This window comes from Sciscionella sediminilitoris, from assembly GCF_000737195.2.
GTDB classification, from domain to species: Bacteria; Actinomycetota; Actinomycetes; order Mycobacteriales; family Pseudonocardiaceae; genus Sciscionella; species Sciscionella sediminilitoris.
The window spans coordinates 74,678-94,790 of sequence record NZ_JALM01000067.1 but is presented as its reverse complement, the minus strand read 5'-3'; the positions used below and the strand labels follow the sequence as shown (position 1 = coordinate 94,790).

At 68.3% G+C, this 20,113-nt stretch carries 20 protein-coding genes; 8 read left to right on the top strand and 12 right to left on the bottom strand.

Features of this window, described 5'->3' with window-relative positions:
• Positions 1-82 precede the first annotated feature (82 nt).
• Positions 83-496 (top strand): DUF3761 domain-containing protein, encoded by a 414-nt coding sequence (locus AD72_RS24165; RefSeq protein ID WP_051898952.1) that lies wholly within the window; start codon positions 83-85, stop codon positions 494-496.
• A gap of 1 nt (position 497) precedes the next feature.
• Here AD72_RS24165 and AD72_RS24160 read toward each other — a convergent pair whose 3' ends face one another.
• The 5 genes from AD72_RS24160 to AD72_RS24140 form a co-directional block, all read right to left on the bottom strand.
• Positions 498-1,832, bottom strand: a complete 1,335-nt coding sequence (locus AD72_RS24160) for an APC family permease (RefSeq protein WP_031468856.1) — start codon at positions 1,830-1,832, stop codon at positions 498-500.
• 34 nt (positions 1,833-1,866) lie between these two features.
• Positions 1,867-3,978: a (Fe-S)-binding protein gene (locus AD72_RS24155; RefSeq protein ID WP_051898951.1), complete on the bottom strand. Its 2,112-nt coding sequence runs from the start codon at positions 3,976-3,978 to the stop codon at positions 1,867-1,869.
• A 93-nt stretch (positions 3,979-4,071) separates the two neighbouring features.
• Positions 4,072-4,455 (bottom strand): hypothetical protein, encoded by a 384-nt coding sequence (locus AD72_RS24150; protein WP_051898950.1) that lies wholly within the window; start codon positions 4,453-4,455, stop codon positions 4,072-4,074.
• A gap of 246 nt (positions 4,456-4,701) precedes the next feature.
• Positions 4,702-5,022, bottom strand: coding sequence for a DMT family transporter (locus tag AD72_RS24145; RefSeq protein ID WP_031468853.1), 321 nt, complete (start codon positions 5,020-5,022; stop codon positions 4,702-4,704).
• Between the two features lie 69 nt (positions 5,023-5,091).
• Positions 5,092-5,658 (bottom strand): TetR/AcrR family transcriptional regulator, encoded by a 567-nt coding sequence (locus AD72_RS24140; RefSeq protein WP_031468852.1) that lies wholly within the window; start codon positions 5,656-5,658, stop codon positions 5,092-5,094.
• 239 nt (positions 5,659-5,897) lie between these two features.
• Here AD72_RS24140 and AD72_RS24135 point away from each other — a divergent pair, with 239 nt between their 5' ends.
• Genes AD72_RS24135 through AD72_RS24125 form a run of 3 tightly spaced genes read left to right on the top strand, consistent with a single transcriptional unit; the run spans position 5,898 to position 8,760 of the window.
• Complete coding sequence (locus AD72_RS24135; protein ID WP_197285059.1) at positions 5,898-6,824, top strand: acetylxylan esterase; 927 nt, start codon at positions 5,898-5,900, stop codon at positions 6,822-6,824.
• Complete coding sequence (locus AD72_RS24130; RefSeq protein WP_031468850.1) at positions 6,821-7,669, top strand: acetylxylan esterase; 849 nt, start codon at positions 6,821-6,823, stop codon at positions 7,667-7,669. The genes AD72_RS24135 and AD72_RS24130 overlap by 4 nt, the downstream gene beginning before the upstream one ends.
• A complete protein-coding gene (locus AD72_RS24125; RefSeq protein WP_051898948.1) occupies positions 7,666-8,760 on the top strand; it encodes a PLP-dependent transferase in 1,095 nt (364 codons plus the stop codon). The genes AD72_RS24130 and AD72_RS24125 overlap by 4 nt, the downstream gene beginning before the upstream one ends.
• A gap of 1 nt (position 8,761) precedes the next feature.
• Here the strand turns inward: AD72_RS24125 and AD72_RS24120 are convergent, their stop codons facing one another.
• A complete protein-coding gene (locus AD72_RS24120; protein WP_031468848.1) occupies positions 8,762-9,139 on the bottom strand; it encodes a helix-turn-helix transcriptional regulator in 378 nt (125 codons plus the stop codon).
• 101 nt (positions 9,140-9,240) lie between these two features.
• Here AD72_RS24120 and AD72_RS24115 point away from each other — a divergent pair, with 101 nt between their 5' ends.
• Positions 9,241-9,765, top strand: coding sequence for a DinB family protein (locus AD72_RS24115; RefSeq protein ID WP_031468847.1), 525 nt, complete (start codon positions 9,241-9,243; stop codon positions 9,763-9,765).
• On the opposite strand, the gene AD72_RS24110 is transcribed toward AD72_RS24115, so the two are convergent.
• The 3 genes from AD72_RS24110 to AD72_RS24100 all read right to left on the bottom strand — a co-directional run bounded on the left by AD72_RS24110 (position 9,762) and on the right by AD72_RS24100 (position 13,058).
• On the bottom strand, positions 9,762-11,756 hold the full coding sequence (locus AD72_RS24110; RefSeq protein ID WP_031468846.1) for a prolyl oligopeptidase family serine peptidase: 1,995 nt from the start codon (positions 11,754-11,756) through the stop codon (positions 9,762-9,764). The genes AD72_RS24115 and AD72_RS24110 overlap by 4 nt on opposite strands.
• On the bottom strand, positions 11,753-12,253 hold the full coding sequence (locus AD72_RS37220; protein ID WP_051898947.1) for a DUF1707 SHOCT-like domain-containing protein: 501 nt from the start codon (positions 12,251-12,253) through the stop codon (positions 11,753-11,755). The genes AD72_RS24110 and AD72_RS37220 overlap by 4 nt, the downstream gene beginning before the upstream one ends.
• Positions 12,254-12,356: 103 nt before the next feature.
• Complete coding sequence (locus tag AD72_RS24100) at positions 12,357-13,058, bottom strand: IclR family transcriptional regulator (RefSeq protein ID WP_051898946.1); 702 nt, start codon at positions 13,056-13,058, stop codon at positions 12,357-12,359.
• A gap of 121 nt (positions 13,059-13,179) precedes the next feature.
• On the opposite strand from AD72_RS24100, the gene leuC reads away from it, so the two are divergent.
• From leuC to AD72_RS24085, 3 genes are all read left to right on the top strand, one after another.
• Complete coding sequence (leuC, locus tag AD72_RS24095) at positions 13,180-14,610, top strand: 3-isopropylmalate dehydratase large subunit (RefSeq protein ID WP_031468843.1); 1,431 nt, start codon at positions 13,180-13,182, stop codon at positions 14,608-14,610.
• Between the two features lie 5 nt (positions 14,611-14,615).
• Positions 14,616-15,215 carry a 3-isopropylmalate dehydratase small subunit gene (leuD, locus tag AD72_RS24090; protein ID WP_031468842.1) on the top strand — a complete coding sequence of 200 codons (600 nt, stop codon included), beginning with the start codon at positions 14,616-14,618 and terminating at the stop codon, positions 15,213-15,215.
• Between the two features lie 231 nt (positions 15,216-15,446).
• Complete coding sequence (locus tag AD72_RS24085) at positions 15,447-16,088, top strand: HU family DNA-binding protein (RefSeq protein ID WP_031468841.1); 642 nt, start codon at positions 15,447-15,449, stop codon at positions 16,086-16,088.
• 268 nt (positions 16,089-16,356) lie between these two features.
• On the opposite strand, the gene AD72_RS24080 is transcribed toward AD72_RS24085, so the two are convergent.
• From AD72_RS24080 to cofC, 3 genes are read right to left on the bottom strand one after another with little or no spacing between them, the layout of a single operon-like run.
• Complete coding sequence (locus AD72_RS24080) at positions 16,357-17,265, bottom strand: NUDIX hydrolase (protein ID WP_031468840.1); 909 nt, start codon at positions 17,263-17,265, stop codon at positions 16,357-16,359.
• Complete coding sequence (locus AD72_RS24075; protein ID WP_037347166.1) at positions 17,262-19,436, bottom strand: RNA degradosome polyphosphate kinase; 2,175 nt, start codon at positions 19,434-19,436, stop codon at positions 17,262-17,264. The genes AD72_RS24080 and AD72_RS24075 overlap by 4 nt, the downstream gene beginning before the upstream one ends.
• 12 nt (positions 19,437-19,448) lie before the next feature.
• Positions 19,449-20,105, bottom strand: coding sequence for a 2-phospho-L-lactate guanylyltransferase (gene cofC, locus AD72_RS24070; protein WP_031468838.1), 657 nt, complete (start codon positions 20,103-20,105; stop codon positions 19,449-19,451).
• Between the last annotated feature and the right edge of the window lie 8 nt (positions 20,106-20,113).

The following is a 20,113-nucleotide window of genomic DNA, read 5'->3' as shown; positions in this document are numbered from 1 at the left end:
GACGAACGGCCTAACCACGTAACATCGAAAACCTCCGATGCGATGGGCGCTGTGTTCGACGGCGTCAGCATCGGAGGTTTTCGTGTCCGGCAGATCGCGGATCGTGGGCGTACTCGGCACACTCGGCATCGTCACGCTCGCGCTCGCGGGCTGCGACACCCCGGAAAACCCGGCACCGCCACCGAGTACGTCCGCCAGTGTGCCGTCGACTGCGCCGTCGAGTGTTCCGGAATCCACGCCCACTCCGGAACCGACCACCGCGGCCCCGATCACCCCGGAGCCGACGACTCCCGTGCCGACCACGGTGGAACACACCCCGGCAGCGGCCGCCCCGCCGAAGCCCCGGACCCATCCCCGGCCCGCCAATCACGCCCCGCTGCTGACCCCGGCCGCGCCCGGCGGCGCCACCGCGCGATGCGCGGACGGCACCTACAGCCATTCCGCGCATCGGCGGGGAACCTGCTCGCATCACGGTGGCGTCGCGGAGTGGTTGTAGCTCACGGCACCCGCGAAGGCAGCCGCTTGCGTACCAGGAGATAGACGAGCAGGGCCACGGCGGCGATGCCGAGTGCGATGCCCAGATCGCGCACCGATTGCTGGCCGAGCGCGATGAGCACTCCGGCGATCGCGATCAGCGGTGGGAGCGGCCAGACCGGCATCCGGAAGGCGCGTTCGCGATCCCGGTCCCGCACCCGGCAGACGAGCGCGGAAACGGCGACGGTCAGATAGATGGTGCCGATGATGACGCTGGTGAAGGTGATCAGCGTGGTGAGAGAACTGAAGATGCACAGCAATCCGTTGCCCACGAACAGGAAGGCGAAGGCGTAGCTGGGCACTTTGGACTTGGCGGAGACGTGCGCGAAAAACCGGCCGATGGCACCGGGCAGCATCCCGTCCCGCGCGGCCGCGTAGTAGATCCGCGCGTAGCCGAGGTTCGCGGCGAGGCCGGTGTCGAACATGGCGATGACCACGCCGATGAGCAGCACGGTGGCCCCGACCGGGCCCATGACCTGTGAGGCGATCAGGGCGAGCGGGGAATCGCTTGCCATGCTCGCGCCGAGGTCCCCGATCGCGAAGGTCGCGCTGATCACGGCGAGCACTTCGACCACGATCGCGATGAGCGCGGCCAGTAGGACGGCGCGCGGCAGGCTGCGCCGGGTTCCGCGGGATTCCTCGGCGAAGTACAGCGGCCAGTCGTAGCCGTTGAACGCGAACAGGGCCGGAACCACGGCGGCGAGCACTCCGAAGATCCCGATCCCGTGCAGTGTTCCGCCCTCGCCCCGCATCGGTGCGGTGAACGGATTCCCGGTGAACTGCGGGTGCGCGAAGGCAAGCACGATGAACACCAGGATGACGCCGAGTTCGAGCACGAGCATCGCCGCGGCGACCCAGCTGGCCGGGGAGATCCGGCCCAGCGACAGCGCGGTCACCAGGACCATCATGGCCAGGGCGACCCAGCTGACCGGGAGCCCGCCGGGGATCAGCGCGGAAAGATAGGTGGCCGCGGAGGTGAGGATCGAGGCGGTGGAGGTGAGGCCGAGCAACAGGAACAGCACGGCCACCATCCCGCCGACAACGGGACCGAGTGCGCGCGTCACGATGGTGTACGCCCCGCCCGCCGACGGGAAGACCGAGCCGACCTCGGCATAGCACAGCGACATGCACAGCGCGATCACCGCGCCGATCAGGAAGGCGAGCACCACACCGGTTCCCGCGGCCTGTAATCCGGTGCCGTACACCAGGAACACCGAGGTGGTCGGGGATATCGCGGAGACCGCGATGGCGAGAACGTTCCACGGACGCAGCGCGGACTCGGCGAGCTTGCTTGTCATGCCGGGAAAATCTAGTCGCCCCGGCAGGTTCGGGTCAGCCCTGTTCCGCCTTGCTTTCCGCGGGCTGGCCCCGGTGCACCGCCTCGAGCAGCAGCTGCGAGACATCCCGGACATCCACCCCGGCGCCCTTGTCCTCGCTCTGCCGCTGGGTGAGCCCGTCGGAGATCATCACCTTGCAGAACGGGCACCCGGTGACCACGGTGCTCGCCTCGGTGGCCAGCGCCTCGTCCACCCGCTCCACGTTGATGCGCTTGCCGATCTTCTCCTCCATCCACATCCGCGCTCCGCCCGCTCCACAGCACAGCGATCGATCCGCGTGCCGGGGCATCTCGGTCAATCGCGCGCCCGTGGCGCCGGCCAGCTCCCGCGGCGGCGTGTAGACCTTGTTGTGCCTGCCCAGATAGCAGGGATCGTGATAGGTGACCGAGGCGGCGTCGGCGGGCGCGACCGGGGTGAGTTTGCCGTCCCGGACAAGGGTATTGAGCAGCTGGGTGTGGTGGGTGACCGTGTAGTTCCCGCCGAGCTGCGGGTATTCCCGGCCCAGCGTGTTCAGGCAGTGCGGGCAGGTGGTGACGATCCGGCGCTGCGCCGGTTCGCGGCCCTCGAACAGTGCGTTCAGGTTCTCCGCGGTCTCCTGGGCCTGCATCTGGAACAGGAACTCGTTGCCCGAACGGCGCGCCGGATCCCCGGTGCAGGTCTCGTTCTTGCCCAGCACCGCGAAGTTCACCCCGGCGATGTGCAGCAGTTCCGCGGTGGCGCGCACGGTCTTGCGCGCGTTGTCGTCGAAGGCGCCCGCGCAGCCGATCCAGAACAGGTACTCCACGTCCTCGGGGATCTCGCCGTCCAGCACGGGGACCTCGAAGCCGAGATCCTTGGCCCAGTCCATCCGCTCGGAATTGTTCTGGCCCCAGGGATTGCCCTTGTTCTCCAGGTTCTTGAACAGGGTGCCGAGCTCGGTGGGGAATTCGGACTCGATGAGCACCTGGTGGCGGCGCATGTCCATGATGTGGTCCACGTGCTCGATATCGACCGGGCACTGCTCGACACAGGCCCCGCAACTGGTGCAGGACCACAGCACATCCGGATCGATCACGCCGCCGTCTTCCTTCTTCCCGACCAGCGCGGTGAACTCGTGGTCCTCCTTGCCGTTCAGCAGATACGGCGCCTCCGCGGAAAGCTGATCGCGCAGATCCATGATCAACAGCTTGGGAGAAAGGGGCTTCCCGGTGTTCCAGGCGGGGCACTGGCTCTGGCAGCGCCCGCATTCGGTGCACGTCTCGAAATCGAGCATGCCCTTCCAGGTGAAGTCGGCGATCGTGCCGCGCCCGAAGGTGTCGTCCTCGCCGGGATCCTCGAAATCGATCGGCTTCCCGCCGGATTCCATCGGCAGCAGCGGGCCGAGCCCGTCCGGCATGCGCTTGGTGGTCACGTTCAGCGGGGCGAGGAAGATGTGCAGGTGCTTGGAATGCAGCACCAGGATCAGGAAACCGAAGGCGACGCCCAGGTGCGCGAGCAGGGCCACGGTCTCCAGCACTTCGAGACCGGTCGTGCCGATCCCGGAAAGCGCGTGTCCCATGCCGATCGAGACCCAGGCGCCCGATTTGTACGGGAACGTGCCGAGTGCCGCCGAGGAACCGCGGAACAGGAACATCGTCAGGATCACCAGGAAGATCAGCAGCAGCACCAGCCAGGCACCGCCCAGATGCGAGCCGAAGAACCGGGATTTGCGCTCGATGCGGGCCGGATTCTGCCGGATCCGGATGATCGCGAACACGATCAGCGAGCAGAAGGTGAGGGTGGCGATGGCGTCCTGCAGGAAACCGAGCGGTGGCCAGCTGCCGATGCCCCACCAGATCGCGAAACCGGACTGGAACAGCGAACCGTACGCTTCCAGATACACGGTCAGCAGGATGACGAAGGCCCAGAACGTGAAGAAGTGCGCGATTCCGGGTACCGACCACTTCAGCAGTTTCCGCTGTCCGAACACCTCGGTCAGCTGGGCCCAGGCGCGCGCGCCGATGTCCTTGGTGCGCCCGGTGGTGGGCTGTCCGGACCGGATCAGCCGGACCAGCCAGCGGATCCGCACTCCGGCGAAGCCGAGTCCGACGATGGTGATGAGCCAACCGATGATCAATCGAACAACCACGAGCCCCTCCACGTTGAGAGCCGAGTGCCGATCACGCTACCGCCTGGTAGCGTGATCGTGAAGTAGGACACGATACGCACCGGCCGCGCGGGATCACCGTGCGTTCGCGTAATAGTGGCTGGCCAGCGCCGCACAGCGCATTTTGCGCACCTGCCAGTGTTTGCGGAACAGGCGCGGCGCGCGCATCCGCGCCGGGTGCAGGCCGAGCCGGGAATAGTGCCGGATTCCGAAATGCCGCCGGGGTCTGCTCGCCTCGAATCGGTCGGTGACCCAGCCGAGCCAGGCCCGCCGCAACATGGTGTCCCCGCCCGATCCGGCGCGCAGTGCACTCGCGCAGAACCGGTGCAGTACCTCGAGGCCGGGCAGGGTCATCGGCTCACCCGATTTCATGAGCTCCTCGACGACACCGTGGCCCGGATGTCGCGGGTCGCCCTCGAGCCGCACCCGCAGTCCGCAGTAGGCACACTGATAACCCAAGCGAGACACCATCGTCCGCCCTCCGCCAGTCCGGGATACTCAGTGTGACACGGCTAACAGGTCGGGTGTCAATCATTCGTGTTGCGTGACTGCGCCGAGGGTGTGCCTGACGGTCCTCTGTCGTCGCGAGCGGGAGCCAGATCGGATGCATCGCAAGGCGGACGACGACAGCGCAGCGGCGCTGCGCGGGAGGAGGGCAACGCCGCGAGGCGCCGATATGGCCCCGCGCAGCAGGCTATGGGGCCGTCAGGCGCGCCCGAGTTCAAGGGCGAGTACGCCGCCGATGACGAGGGCGATGCCGATGCCCTGAACGAAACTGAGCGGTTCGTGGAACACCGTCGCGCCGATGACCGCCACGATCGCCACCCCGGCCGCGGCCCAGATGCCGTAGGCCACGCCCAGGCTCATCCCGTGTTTGAGGGAGAGGGAGAGCAGTACATAGGCGCCGAGCACGCCGATCACCACGATCGCCGAGGGCAGGATCCGGGTGAATCCATCGGTGTACCGGGTGGCCAGGGTTCCGGTCGTCTCGGCGAGGATCGCGCCGATCAGCAACAGGTAGGCCACGGGATCTCCACTCCAACAAGTTGAACATTCGCGCAACTAGTTCGAGCGTAGCTAAATGTGGGCAGATGTTCAACTAGTTTCGGTGTCGATGCGCAGGGCGTTGCGCAGCACTGAGCGGATCAGGTCGAGATCCGGCTGTTCCTCCTCCAGCAGGAAACCGACGCACATCCCGTCCACGACGGCGAGCGTTTCGCAGACGGCGGCCGGGTCCGCGGTGAACCGGTGCGCGAGTTCGGCCACGGCCTCCCGCCAGGTGCGCGCGACCGGGCGCAGTGCGGGGCGCCGGGTGGCGAGCAGATTGAGTTCCCGCTCCGCGATGGCGCGCGCCCGTCCGGATTCGGTCGGGCATTCCGCGATGAGCTGGGCAAGCGCCTCCAGCTGGTCCCCGGTCTGTTCGGTGAGCTCGCGCAGCCGGTCGGTGTAGTCCTCGGTCGCGCTGGTGAGCGCGGCGATGAGCAGATCGTCGAGGGTGGCGAAATAATAGGAGACCGAGCCGGAAGGAACCCCGGCCTCGGCCGCGACGGCCCGGTGGGTCACCTTGCTGACACCCTCGCGCTCCACAAGGCGCAGTGCCGCCGCGATGATCGATTCCCGTTTGCGCGCGCCGCGCAATCGCCTGCCATCCGTCTCGCTCATCCCCCCACGTTAGGCGAATCCGCCCCGATCGCAGCTATCGGCAAGCGGTACTCATCGGATTAGGAGTGTGCCTGGGGGCTCTCGTCCGTCGCGAGCGGGAGCCAGATCGGATGAGCCGCAAGGCGGACGACGACAGCGCAGCGGCGCTGCGCGGGAGGAGGACAACGCCGCGGATCGCCGATATGGCCCCGCGCAGCAGGACATGGAGCCCCCAGGCGCGCTCTATTAGGGTCATGGTCATGACGGAACCGCAGCGCGCGCACATCGAGGTGCCGCGACCGCCCGACTTCGACGAGTTCTGGACGGAGACGCTCCGGCTCGCCGAATCCATCGACCCAGAACCGCGGCTGATCGAACGGCCGGATCTGTCCTCCCCGGAAATACTGGTCACCGAACTGCGCTATGTGAGCTTCGGGCACGTCGAGGTCGCCGCCTGGTGCGCCCGGCCGCGAACCACGACGGGACCGCTACCGGTCGCGATGCACATTCCCGGTTATGTCTCCGAACCCGCGATCCTGAAATCCTGGGCCCGGCGCGGGTATTTCGCGGTGGATCTCGCGACGCGCGGGAAGCTGCGGGCGAATGCGGTGGTGAATCCGGGATTTCCCGGGCTGCTGGTGGACAACATCGTGGACCGCTACAGCTATACCTATCGCGGTTTCTACATGGATGTGGTGCGCGGGATCGATGTGCTCGCCGGGCTGGGGGAGACCGATGAAACCCGGTTCGGGGTGTTCGGTTCGAGCCAGGGCGGCGGGCTCGGTCTCCTGGCGGGCGCGCTGCGGCCGGAAACGGTGCGCTGTATCGCCTCGGGCTGCCCGTATCTGTGCGGGATCGCGGACGCGCCCCGGCTCACCCATTCCTATCCCTATGAGGAGATCAACGAGTTCCTGCGGATCCATCCGGAACAGGCCGCCGCGCTCGGGGAGACGGTTTCCTACTACGACGTGGTGAATTTCGCGCCCGCGGTGCGTGCCCCGGTGTTCATGCACATCGGGCTGGAGGACGATGTCTGCCCGCCGGAGACCGGGTTCGCCGTGTTCCGCGAACTGGACTGCCCGAAGGAACTGGCCACCTTTCCCGGAGCGGGGCACGATGCCGGGCAGCCGGGCGTGCAGCAGCGGATCGAGGAGTTCATGGACAAGCAGCTGGGGGTGCGGGCATGAGTTTCTGGGCCGAGCTCGACGCGGAACTGGCCGGGTTTCCCGCGCGGCCACTCGTGGAACGGTACGAACGGATGTGCACCGAGCACTTCACCGGGTACCGGGTGTGGTTCAGCGGGCTGGACGGGCACCGGCTGTTCGGTTTCCTCAGCGTGCCCGCGGGGGAGGGACCCTTCCCCGCACTGCTGGAGACCCCGCGGCACGGCAGCGTGAACAACCCGCCGCACTACAACGACCGGTTGCGCTATGTCATGTTCACCATGATGCATCGCGGCCAGCGGCTCGCCGATGTTCCGTTCGCCGCCGCCTATCCCGGGCTGTTCACCCTCGGGGTGAGCGATCCGCGCACCTATGTCTACCGCGCGATCATCGCCGACTGCCTGCGCGGCGCGGAGTTTCTTGCCGCGCACCCGCAGGCCGATCCCGCGCGGCTCGCGGTGAGCGGGGAGGATCTCGTGCTGCACACCGTGGCGCGGCGCCCGCTTTTCCGGGCCGCCGTGGTGAACACCCCGCTGCTGCACGACGCGCTGCACCGGCGTGAACACGGGCAGAGCTATCCGCTCGAGGAGCTCAACGATCTGCTGCGCGCCCACCCGGAGCGGGAAACCGCGGTGCGGGAGACCTTCGCGGTGTACGAACCCGCAACGCTGGCCCGCGACATCCGGGCCGAGGTGCTGCTCGCCGCGCCCGCCGAAGGACCGGGATGGAACGGTGAACTGCTCGCCGCGCTCGGCGATCGGGGCACCGTGTACCAGCGCGGTGCACAGGACGCCTCGGACACGCGCGCCATCGACGCCTGGCTTTCCGGACGGCTCGGCATGCCGGGAATGGCGCGGTTCGCCTCATGACCGGCTACTCCGCACCGGCCTATCGCGAACTCGGCCTGCGCCCGGTGGTGAACGCGGCCGCCACGCTCACCGTGCTCGGTGGTTCCCGGCTGGCTCCCGGTGCCGCCGAAGCGATGCGCGAGGCCTCGGCGGATTTCGTCGACCTCCCCGAGCTGCAGCGGGCCGTCGGCGCCCGCCTTGCCGAACTGACCGGGAACGCGGCGGGATACGTGACCAGCGGTGGTTCGGCCGCGGTCACCCTCTCCGTTGCCGCCTGCCTGAGCAAGGACATCACCGTGTTCGGCCCGCCGCGCCCGGCCGCGGCGGTGGCCATGTTCTCCGGGCACCGCAATCCCTATGACTACGCGGTCCGCCAGCTCGGCGCGCCGATCGTGGAATTCGGCGCGAACCGGGAGGAAATCGCGGCCGCGCTCGGACCGGAGACCGCCTGCGTGCTCTGGTTCGCCGGGGCACACTATGCCGAAGGCGCCCCGGAACTGCCGCTCGTCCTGGAACTCGCGCACCGGGCGGGGATTCCGGTGCTCGTGGACGCGGCCGCGCAGATTCCCCCGGTCTCCTCGCTGTGGCGGTTCACCACCGAACTCGGCGCCGATGCGGTGATCGTGAGCGGGGGCAAGGGATTGCGCGGCCCGCAGTCCAGCGGATTGCTGCTGGGCAGCGCGGAGATCATCGAGGGCGCCCGCGCGCACGGCGCCCCGCATCACGCCGTCGGGCGCGGGATGAAGGTGGGCAAGGAGGAACTGCTCGGCCTGCTCGCCGCCGTGCAGTGGACCCTCGGCCAGGACGAGGCCGCGCTGCTGGCCCGCTACGAACAGGCCGTCGCGCTGTGGGTGGCGGGGATCGGGGCGCTGCGCGGACTATCCGCCTGGCGCGACTATCCGAGCGAGGCCGGGCAACCGCACGGGCGCGCCATGGTGCGCCCCGATCCGGATTCCGGCTGGCGCACCGAATCGCTCGTGGACGCACTCTGGGACCGGGATCCGCGCATCGCCGTGCTCGTCGTGGACGGCGCGATCGCGCTGAACCCGCAGACCGTCGACCCCGGCGAGGAGCGCCTTGTGCTGCAAGCCTTCCGGGAAGTCTTCGGATGACTCAGCCCGGTTCCATGGCTTCGAGGATCTTCGCGAAGGCCGACTGCGCGGTCGCGGATGTGAAGGGCCCGACCGCGACCAGCGCGGCCACGAGCGCGGAGGCCTCGCCGGGGGAGAACCGGATGGGCGGGAGCTCGGCGCGGGCGTCGATGCGGTAACCGCCGCCCGGGCCGCTGCGCACGGTCAGCGGCAGCCCGGCCGCGCGCAGGGCGAGCACATCCCGCTCCACGGTCCGGGTGCTGACCCCGAGTTCCTCGGCCAGCCGCTTGCCGGTTGTGGTCTTGGGCGCGCGGATCCGGAGGTATTCGATCAGCGCGTGCTGGCGTTCGACCAGCGGCAGCACCTGATGCAGTTGCGCGGTCGGCTCCAGATCGCTCATGTTCGCTCCTTCGATTGACCGACACAGCCTTGTCGGCCACCACCGGTTAGCGTCGCATTCAGTGCCGGACGGCGCAGCACGGACACCGATGGGAGCCTCCGATGACCTGGCGCGAGGAACTGCTCGATCAGCTCGACTTCTACTGGGACTATCACCTGATGCCGCGACTGGAGGGGCTCACCGACGCGGAATACCTGTGGGAGCCCGTTCCGGACTGCTGGACGGTGCGCGCCACCGCGGACGGACCGCCGATGATCGACTGGCAGTGGCCGGTCCGGGAACCGCCGCCGCTGACCACGATCGCCTGGCGGCTGGCGCACATCGCGGTGCAGGTGTTCGGGATCCGCGCCAGCGCGCACTTCGGTGACGGATCGCTGACCATCACCACCGCGAGCTGGCCGATCACCGCGGAACAGGGACTCGCCGCCCTGCGCGAGTACCACGACGCGTGGCGCGCGGGCGTGGCTTCCCTGGACGATGCGGCCCTGCAGCGCCCGGTCGGCGAGGCCGAGGGACCGTGGGCGGACCGTTCGATGGCCACCCTGGTCCTGCACCTGAACCGGGAAGTCATGCACCACGGCGCGGAGATCTGCCTGCTGCGCGATCTCTACCGGGCCAAGCTCTAGCCCTTCAGCGTCCGGTTCAGGAACTCGAACACCAGCGCCCATTTGGTCGCCGACTGCGCATTGTCCGCGGCCCCGCCGTGCCCGCCCTCGATGTTCTCGTAGTAGCGCACATCGTGGCCGTACTCCCGCAGCCGGGCGACGAACTTGCGCGCGTGCCCCGGATGCACCCGGTCATCCCGTGTCGAGGTGAGCACGAAGATCGGCGGGTACTCCGCGTCCGCGGTGAGGTTCTGGTACGGCGAATAGTCGGCGAGCCAGGCCCACTGTTCGGGATCCTCGGGGTCGCCGTACTCGGCCATCCAGGACGCGCCGGCGAGCAGCAGGTGGTACCGGCGCATGTCCAGCAGCGGTACCTGGCAGACGATCGCGCCGAACAGTTCCGGGTACCTGGTCAGCATGACGCCCATGAGCAGTCCGCCGTTGCTGCCGCCCTGGATGCCCAGCTGCGCGGTGGTGGTGATGCCGCGCGTCACGAGGTCTCCGGCCACGGCTGCGAAGTCCTCGTACACCCGATGCCGGTGCGCTCCCTTGGCCCCGGTGTGCCACGCGGGACCGTATTCCCCGCCGCCGCGCAGGTTCGCCACCACATAGGTGCCGCCTTCGGCGAGCCAGCCGCGCCCGATGATCCCGCTGTAGTTCGGGGTGAGCGAGATCTCGAAGCCGCCGTACCCGGTGAGCAGGGTGCGCCCGTCGGCGTTCGCGGGGCGCACCACGGTGTAGGGGATCCGCGTCCCGTCCAGGGAGGTCGCGAAGTACTGGGTGATCTCCGCCCCGGAAGCGTCGAACAGGTGTGGCGCGGACTTCACCGGTTCCGGGGCCGCGCCCACGGTTCCGCGCCACAGCGTGGACGGGGTGGTGTAGCCGCACACGTCCACGAGGTAGTCGTTGCCGTGCAGCGAATCGGTGCCCACGATGTCCGCGCTGCCCAGATCGGCGAACTCCGCGGCGAGCGGTTCGGCGCGCCAGCCATCGGATGGCCGCAGCAGGCGCAGTTCCGGGCGCACATCGGTGAGCACGGTCAGCAGCAGGAAATCCCGTGTCGCGCTGAAGTCCTCGAGGCTGGAGTGCGCGTCCGGGGCGAACAGCACGGTGAACTCGCGGGCCCCGTGCAGGAAGTCGTCCAGCCGGATCGCGAGCAGGCTGCCGGTCGGGTACTCGCCCCAGTCCGAGCGCGGGTGCACGAGCAACCATTCCCGGTGCAGCGAGACGACCGCGTCCCCGGGCAGTTCGAGCTCGACCAGTTCGCCGTCGAGCACCAGATAGCGCTGCGCGGTGAAGAAATCCACCCTGCGCACGATCAGGTCCCGGGTGAATCCGGGGGTGGGATCGTGCACCGCGGACACGGCGACATCCGTCTGCTCACCCTCGAAAACCGTGCTCGCCTCGGCAAGCGGAGTACCGCGGCGCCAGCGCTTCACGATCCGCGGATATCCGGAATCGGTCAGTGAACCCGGCCCGAAATCGGTGCCGAGATAGACGGTTTCCGCGTCGATCCAGCCGATCCGGTGCTTGGCCTCGGGAAGCACGAAGCCATCCGGGAGGAATTCGCGGGTGCGCAGATCGAACTCGCGCACCACCGTCGCGTCCGCGCCGCCCCTGGAGAGCTCGACGAGGCAGCGGTCGTCCGCCGGTCGGCGCACCGTGGCCCCGCCCCACACCCAGTTCTCGCCCTCGGCTTCGGCGAGCGCGTCGACATCGATGAGTACTTCCCAGTCCGGCGTGGTACCGCGGTACTTGGCGAGCGTGGTGCGCCGCCAGATCCCCTTCGGGTGCTCGGCATCGCGCCAGAAGTTGTAGAGATACTCGCCACGCATCCGGACGTAGGGGATGCGGTCATCGGTGTCCAGCGCGTCCAGCAGTGCGGCGCGGGTCTTGGTATACCGCTCGGCTTCGGTCAGCTCGGCAAGGGATTCCGCATTGCGTTCCCGGGCCCAGTCGAGCGCTTCGGTTCCGGTGACGTCTTCGAGGTACAGATATGGATCGGTGGTCACTCGTTGCGATCGTAGTAGCGGCCGTGCGGGTGGTGGTGCCTGCGGTGCTGATCCGGGCGGTTCGAGCCCTGCCGTGCCCTGCTCACGATCAGCAGCACCGGGATCAGGATGAACAGGAAACCGGCGTGGTGCAGCACCACGGAGAGCACGGTCAGCGCGATCACCGCGACCGCGGCCACCCCGACGATCGCCGGGATGCCCATGCCCTGCCTGGCCGGTGGTTTCGGTTGCTGCCCCGCGGCCGGGGTGCCGTACCGCCCGGCCTCGAAGCCGCCGGCACCGAGCGGATCGGTCAGGAAGGCCGGTTTCGGGTCCGGCAGATCGGCGAACTCGCGCAGCACATCCCCGCGGGTGCGTGCCGTGGTCACCCGCGCCGAGCGCTGGCCGTACTCCTCGACGTCGATACGCCCGGCCGTCATGTGCTCACCGAGCGCGGAAACGGCCGATTCGCGCTCGGTGTCGCTCACCCGCAGTTTGTCCCCGCTCGATTCGGTCATGCTCTCGATGATAGGCGCATCGGAGCCACTATGCCCATGACAAACGGCAGAACCTACGGGGTTATGACTGACTGGACTTCGCCGCTGAAAAACGGGTGCCGGATCACAGCCGGTTCTGCAGCGCGTCGGCCGCGGCGAGCAGATCCTGCGCCCAGCGCGCGCCCGGGCGGCGGCCGATGCGTTCCACGGGGCCGGAAACCGAGACGGCGGCGATCACGGTGGAGGTGGAATCCCGCACCGGAGCGGAGACACTGGCCACTCCGGGCTCGCGCTCGGCGACACTCTGCGCCCAGCCACGCCTGCGCACCTCGAGCAGGGTCCGCTCACCGAACACCGCATCGGTCACGACCGCGCGCTGGGTCGCCTGATCCGCCCACGCGGTGAGGACTTTCGCTCCGGAACCCGCGGTCATCGGCAGCCGGGTACCGATCGGAACGGTGTCCCGCAGCCCGCTCGGCGGTTCCGCGGTGGCGATGCAGATGCGCTGTGTTCCATCCCTGCGGTAGAGCTGCACGCTCTCCCCGGTGATGTCGCGCAGCCTCGGCAGCACCGAGTTCGCCGCGTCCAGCAGTGGATCCGTTGCGCCCCCGGCGAGTTCGGCGAGCGCGGCACCGGGACGCCAGCGCCCGTCCGGGCCCCTGCGCAGCAAGCGGTGCACCTCGAGGCCAACGGCGAGCCGATGCGCCGTCGCACGGGGCAGATCCGTGCGTGCGCACAGTTCCGCGAGGCCGCACGGTTCCTTGGCCACCGCTTCGAGTACGGCCACCGCTTTGTCCAGAACTCCGATACCGCTAGACTGTCCCACGTCTCGATATTAGCGTCCCGAGATATGAGAAGTCCAGAAAGAACTGATCGGGAGCAGGGAACAAACCGGATTCGGTCTTGAGAAAACCCGCTCCGACCACCAGAAGACCCAAGGAGGAGCGATGGGCAAGACGCTTGCCGAGAAAGTGTGGGACGCACACGTCGTCCGGAAGGGAGACGGTGCGGAACCGGATCTGCTCTACATCGACCTCCATCTCGTGCACGAGGTCACCAGCCCGCAGGCCTTCGACGGGCTGCGGCTGCAGGGGCGTGGGGTTCGCCGTCCGGACCTGACGATCGCCACCGAGGACCACAACGTGCCGACCGAGGGCATCGATCTGCCGATCGCCGACGAGGTCTCCCGCACCCAGGTGGACACGCTCCGGCGCAACTGCGCGGAATTCGGTGTCCGGCTGCACCCGATGGGAGACGCGGAACAGGGCATCGTGCACGTGATCGGCCCGCAGCTCGGGCTCACCCAGCCCGGAATGACCGTGGTGTGCGGTGATTCGCACACCTCGACGCACGGGGCCTTCGGCTCGATCGCGTTCGGTATCGGCACATCCGAGGTGGAGCACGTGCTCGCCACCCAGACGCTTCCGCTGCGCCCTTTCAAGACCATGGCCATCAACGTGAACGGCACCCTGCGCGAGGGCGTCACCGCCAAGGACATCATCCTCGCGGTGATCGCGAAGATCGGCACCGGAGGCGGGCAGGGCTACATCCTCGAGTACCGCGGCGAGGCCATCCGCGCGCTGTCCATGGAAGCGCGGATGACGATCTGCAACATGTCCATCGAAGCGGGCGCGCGGGCCGGGATGATCGCACCGGACGAGACGACCTTCGAGTACGTGCGGGACAAGCCGCACGCCCCGAAGGGCGCCGAATGGGATGCCGCGGTGGAAGCCTGGAAGCAGCTGCGCACCGATGCGGACGCGAGCTTCGACACCGAGGTGGACATCGACGCCGATGCCCTCACCCCGTACGTGACCTGGGGCACCAACCCGGGGCAGGGACTTCCGCTCGGGGAACGGGTTCCGGATCCCGAGCAGATCGCCGACGAGACCGCGCGCGCCGCCGCCGAGAAGGCGATCGCCTACATGGGCCTGACTCCGGGCACCCCGCTGCGCGAGATCGGGGTGGACACGGTGTTCCTCGGTTCGTGCACCAACGGCCGGATCGAGGATCTGCGGGCCGCGGCCGAGGTGCTGCGCGGGCACAAGATCGCGCCGAGCCTGCGTATGCTCGTGGTTCCCGGCTCGATGCGGGTGCGCGCGCAGGCCGAGGCCGAGGGGCTGCACGAGGTGTTCCTCGCCGCGGGCGCGGAGTGGCGCCAGGCGGGTTGCTCGATGTGTCTTGGCATGAACCCGGATCAGCTCGCCCCCGGTGAGCGCTCGGCATCCACCTCGAACCGGAACTTCGAGGGCAGGCAAGGAAAGGGTGGGCGGACCCACCTGGTCTCGCCGACGGTCGCCGCGGCGACCGCGGTGCGCGGCAAGCTGTCCGCGCCATCGGACCTGACCGCGGACGCGGCCGAATACGTGGAGGTGTAACGACAATGGAACCGTTCACGAACTACACCGGGATCGGGGTCCCGCTGCGCAGCTCCAACGTGGATACCGATCAGATCATCCCGGCCGTCTACCTCAAGCGGGTAACCCGAAGCGGCTTCGAGGACGGGCTGTTCTCCGCGTGGCGCTCCGATGAGCACTTCGTGCTGAACCAGGCGCCCTTCGACAAGGGCAGCGTGCTCGTCGCGGGACCGGACTTCGGCACCGGATCCTCGCGGGAGCACGCGGTCTGGGCGCTGCTGGACTACGGCTTCCGCGTGGTGATCTCGGCCCGCTTCGGGGACATCTTCCGGGGCAACGCGGGCAAGCAGGGCCTGCTCGCGGCGCTGTGCGAACAGTCCGATGTGGAGCAGTTGTGGAAGTTGCTGGAGACCGAACCGGGCACCGAGGTGACCGTGGATCTCGAGCAGAAGACCGTTCGCGCCAAGGACTTCCAGGCGCGGTTCGAGATCGACGAGTACACCCGCTGGCGGCTGCTCGAAGGCCTCGACGACATCGGTCTGACGATGCGCTCGGCGGACCAGATCGACGCTTTCGAAGCCGCGCGCGAACCCTGGAAGCCAGTCACGACACCCCTTCCGGCCTGACGGCGGTTACGGGATCCCTTGCTACGGCGGGGATCCCGTGTCGTGTCGGGTCACATTTACTTCACCGCCCGCAAGGCGCTCACCTGCACATTTATCCCGCGACCGGGTGGATGTGTGTGTTCTGCGCAAAAAAATAGGGCGTGGCGCTTGGAAAAATCTCCTCTGAGCCTTTACCGTGTGCAATCAAGTCGGCCCGACCGGGCCGTTTTCGTAGTCTCTGGAGGGACCACGGTGAATAAGGCCCAGCTCATCGAAGAGCTCACAGATCGCCTCGGCGACAAGAAAACCGCGACGGCAGCGGTCGATGGCATGGTCGATGTCATCGTTCGTACCGTCAACAAGGGTGACAAGGTGAACATCACCGGGTTCGGTGTGTTCGAGAAGCGTGCCCGCGCCGCTCGGACCGCCCGCAACCCGCGCACCGGCGAGCCGGTGAAGGTGAAGAAGACCAACGTTCCCGCCTTCCGCGCGGGCACGAACTTCAAGGAAGTCATCAGCGGGGCCAAGAAGCTCCCGCGCGCCACCGCCGCCAAGAGCGGTTCGCGCACGACGACCGCTCGCGCCACCACTCGCCCGACCACCACCCGCAGCACCGCCGCCAAGCCGGCCACCGGTACCCGGCGCGCTGCGACCACCAAGACCGCCACCAAGTCGACGGCCAAGACCGCGACCAAGGCCGCACCGAAGACCGCAGCCAAGGCCGCGCCGAAGACCGCCGCGAAGAAGGCCACCACGGCCAAGGCGGCCCCGAAGACCGCGGCCAAGAAGACCACCACGGCCAAGGCGGCTCCGAAGGCCACGGCCAAGAAGACCACCACGGCCAAGGCGGCCCCGAAGAAGGCCACCACGACCCGCAGCAGGGCCAAGAAGTAACCTTCTTCGCAGCTGACCAAAGTGCCCCTCGGCATCGCCGAGGGGCACTTTGACTATTCAGAGTGCGGTTTTGTGGGTGGTTGGGTAGGGGAACCTGAGTGGCTCCCCGGCTCCGGGCACCGAGACTCGAGTATGCCCATACGACACGCTACGGCGGTCCTCGTCAGGGAACCACTCAGAACCCCCGCTGGTTGCGCGGCGAGGGCCGTCGCGGGGGCGGCACACCTGACCACGTGGCCACGAACTTTCGAACAACGCTCTCGTTATCTTATGCCGGTTTGGGTAATGCACTCGGGTAATAGTCGGCCGCTTCGAGCGATAATCCGTTCTCCGACTGCCGAAGGGTCAGCACCCAGACACTGCCCTTTTTGCTGCGCACCTGCCCGGTGACCGGAATACCGGCCGCGTCCATCAGGCGCTCGACCACATCCGGGATGACCCCGCCCTGACTGCAGATCGCGGTCACCGCCGCGGTTCCGGCGATCTCCAGCAGCCGCCGCGTTCCGGCGGCGCGATCCGGCCAGTACCCTTCCTCGGAAAGCAACGGTTCCTCGCCGATCTCCGCGCCCAGATCCCGCGCGAGCGGGGCGATCGTGTCCACACAGCGCACCCGTGGCGCGGAGTACACCCGTTCCGGGCCCCACAGGGCGAGCAGGCCGCGCAGGGCCTCCGCCTGGCGGAGCCCGGCATCCGCGAGCGGGCGTTCGGTGTCCGGGCCGTCCCAGTCCGCCCTGCTGCCCGCTTTCGCGTGCCGCACCAGGAGCACGGTCGCGCTGCGGGTGCCGAGTGCGGCCGCGCGTTCGAGCACCCCGGCATCGTGCGGGTAGCTCAGCAACTCGCGCGCCTGCGCCAGATCGCACCAGCGCAGTTCGTCGACCTCGTCGTTGGCGGCGAACTCGCCCCCGGTCATCCGGGCGGCGTAGTAGTGCACACTCTTCGTGCTGCCGTTGTCCGGCAGCGGATAGCGGATCTCCCCGAGACCGGCGCCGAGCGCGCAGGAATAACCGGTCTCCTCCCGGGTCTCGCGCACCGCGGCGAACGCGTGCGTCTCACCCCGGTCGAGCTTTCCCTTCGGCAGCGACCAATCGGACCGGTGCGGCCGGTGCACGATCGCGAACTGCCGTCCCTGGCCGTTCTCCCGCCAGAGCGCGACCCCGGCGGCCTGTATCTCACTCACGTGTTCTCCTCGCCGTGCCTGCGCATCATCGCGACCTGGTGATCGCGCACATTCGAACCGTCGGCGGGGGAGGCGGACCATTCCCCGCTCGCGTCCAGCACCCAGCAGCGGGTTCGCGGATCCAGGCAGGAATCGAAGACATCCCCGAGCTGCGCGGTGAGCCGGTGATCGGTGACCGCGACGAGCACTTCGACGCGGCGGTCCAGGTTGCGGTGCATCATGTCCGCGCTGCCGATCCAGTACTCGTCCGCGCCGAGGAAGTGGAACACCCGGGAGTGCTCGAGGAAACTGCCCAGGATCGAGCGCACGTGGATGCGCTCGGAGAGCCCCGGCTTGCCCGGTTTGAGGCAGCAGATACCGCGCACCACCACGTCCACGTCGACGCCCGCCTGTGCCGCGCGATAGAGCGCGTCGATCACCTGCTCGTCGACGAGCGAGTTCACCTTGATCCGGATCCCCGCGGTTTTCCCGGCGCGCGCGCGGGCCGCCTCCGCGTCGATGCGTTCGATGATGCCGCGCCGGATGCCCTGCGGGGAGGTGAGGATGCGCCGGTAGCTCGCCTGGTTCGAGTAACCGGTCAGCACGTTGAACAGATCCGTGAGATCCGCGCCGATATCCGGTTCGGCGGTGAGCAGTCCCAGATCCTCGTAGGTGCGCGCGGTCTTCGGGTTGTAGTTCCCGGTGCCGATATGGCAGTAGCGGCGGATCGTGGAACCCTCCTGGCGCACCACGAGGGCGATCTTGCAGTGCGTCTTCAGGCCGACGAGCCCGTACACCACGTGCACCCCGCTGCGCTCCAGGGTGCGGGCCCAGCCGATGTTGGCCTGCTCGTCGAACCGGGCCTTGATCTCCACGAGCGCGACGACCTGTTTGCCTTCCTCGGCAGCGGTGGTGAGCGCGTCCACGATGGGCGAGTCACCGGAGGTGCGGTACAGCGTCTGCTTGATCGCGAGCACCTTCGGATCGTGCGCGGCCTGTTCGATGAACCGCTGCACGCTCGTGGAGAAGGAATCGAAGGGATGGTGCACGAGCACATCGCCCTCGCGCAGGGTGTGGAACACGCTCTTCGGGGTTTCCCGCTCACCGAAGGCCGGATGGGTCGCGGGCACGAACGGGCGGCTTTTCAGATCCCTGCGGTCCACGCCGTAGATCTGCCACAGGAAGGAGAGGTCGAGCAGTCCGCGCACCTCGACCACATCGCGCGGATCGACCTCCATCTCGCGCTGCAGGAGTTCGAGCATGTGCTCGCTCATGTCCTCGGCGACCTCGAGCCGGACCGGTGGACCGAACCGGCGCTGCGCGAGCTCGCGTTCCATGGCCTGCAACAGGTCCTCGTCGCGGTCCTCTTCCACCTCGAAGTCCGCGTTGCGGGTGACCCGGAAGGCGCGGGCCTCGGTGACCTCCATCCCGGTGAACAGCTCGCCGAGATGCGCGGCGACGAGTTCCTCGAGCGGGAGGAAAACGGTGGGCCGGGCGCCGGGGTCCTCGCTCACATCCAGCAGCCGCGGCACGTTGTTCGGGATCTTCACCCGCGCGAACCGTTCGGTGCCCTCTTTCGGGTCGCGCACGGTGACCGCGAGGTTCAGGGAGAGCCCGGAAATGTACGGGAAGGGGTGCGCCGGGTCGACCGCGAGCGGGGTGAGCACGGGGAAGATGTGATCGCGGAAGTACCGGGACTGCCGCGTCTGGGCGTCCGCGTCCAGTTCGTGCCAGCGCACCAGGCGGATGCCGTGCGGCTCGAGCGCGGGCAGGATGTGGTCCAGGAAGGCCGTGGAGGTCTGCTCGGTCAGTTCCTGGGTGCGTTTGCCGATATAGCCGAGTTGTTCGCGCGGTGTGAGCCCGTCCGCGCTGCGCACCGAGAGTCCGGTCTCGTCGCGGCGTTTCAGCCCGGCGACCCGCACCATGTAGAACTCGTCCAGATTCGAGGCGAAGATCGCCAGGAATTTGACCCGCTCGAGCAGCGGAAGCGACTCGTCCTCGGCGAGGGCGAGAATGCGCGTATTGAAGTCGAGCCAGGAAAGCTCCCGGTTGATATACCGGTCCTCGGGCAGGTCGATGTCGACCGGTTCCACATTGTCGGTGGACGCGGGCGGGGCGGCGGGTAGCTGCCTCGGCACCTCCTCGACCGGTGGCTGGGTTTCTTCACGCTGCTCAGTGCTCACACCGTGCATTGTCGCCCATGATCAGGATATGTCGAGTTGGCCACCGCACGACGATTCGGTGAAGAGTGCGGCCGCGGTCCGTTTACCGACCCCGAGCCCGCGGGCCAGTTCCAGATCCGCCGCGGTGTCCACATCGGTACGCAGCCCGGGCAGCGCGGCGCGCAGCGGGCGGGCACCGGTCGCCTCGTGCGCGGCGGCGGAACCCTCGCCGAACCGTGGATCGAGAGCCCCACCCGGCGTGCTGAGCAGCAGCGAGGTCCCGGTTCCGTGCCGGTCCGCGCAGTAGGCCCGCCCTCCGGCGGCCTCGGTGAGCGCCGCGCCGAGCTCGGTACCGCGCAGCGCGGGCAGATCCGACTGCAGCGCACCGATGACCGAATTCGCGTCCCGGGCGCGCAGCACGGCGAAACCATGGCGCAGCGCGGCATTGAGCCCGGCGCCGGGATCGGGAACCACGTCGATGCCGAGTTCGTTCGCGCCCGCGCGCACGGCATCGTCCGAGGAGACCACGAGCACGCTGCGCACGCTCTCGGTCGTGGCCGCGGTCTCCATGGTGTCGGTGCCGATGGCGAGCGCGAGCGCCTCGTGGTCGCAGCTCACCCCGCGCAACCGGGTCTTGGCGCGGTCCAGGTTCTTGATCGCCAGGACGAGGTCGACACCGCTCGGATAGGAGACTCCCACGTGGTCGA

Excerpts from the sequence above, each read along its gene's own strand:
- AD72_RS24125 (WP_051898948.1), top strand. The coding sequence starts at position 7,666 with ATGACCGGCTACTCCGCACCGGCCTATCGCGAACTCGGCCTGCGCCCG.
- AD72_RS37220 (WP_051898947.1), bottom strand. The coding sequence starts at position 12,253 with ATGACCGAATCGAGCGGGGACAAACTGCGGGTGAGCGACACCGAGCGC.
- AD72_RS24115 (WP_031468847.1), top strand. The coding sequence starts at position 9,241 with ATGACCTGGCGCGAGGAACTGCTCGATCAGCTCGACTTCTACTGGGAC.
- AD72_RS24140 (WP_031468852.1), bottom strand. The coding sequence starts at position 5,658 with ATGAGCGAGACGGATGGCAGGCGATTGCGCGGCGCGCGCAAACGGGAA.
- AD72_RS24120 (WP_031468848.1), bottom strand. The coding sequence starts at position 9,139 with ATGAGCGATCTGGAGCCGACCGCGCAACTGCATCAGGTGCTGCCGCTG.
- AD72_RS24075 (WP_037347166.1), bottom strand. The coding sequence starts at position 19,436 with ATGCACGGTGTGAGCACTGAGCAGCGTGAAGAAACCCAGCCACCGGTC.
- leuC (WP_031468843.1), top strand. The coding sequence starts at position 13,180 with ATGGGCAAGACGCTTGCCGAGAAAGTGTGGGACGCACACGTCGTCCGG.
- AD72_RS24135 (WP_197285059.1), top strand. The coding sequence starts at position 5,898 with ATGACGGAACCGCAGCGCGCGCACATCGAGGTGCCGCGACCGCCCGAC.
- AD72_RS24130 (WP_031468850.1), top strand. The coding sequence starts at position 6,821 with ATGAGTTTCTGGGCCGAGCTCGACGCGGAACTGGCCGGGTTTCCCGCG.
- leuD (WP_031468842.1), top strand. The coding sequence starts at position 14,616 with ATGGAACCGTTCACGAACTACACCGGGATCGGGGTCCCGCTGCGCAGC.
- AD72_RS24160 (WP_031468856.1), bottom strand. The coding sequence starts at position 1,832 with ATGACAAGCAAGCTCGCCGAGTCCGCGCTGCGTCCGTGGAACGTTCTC.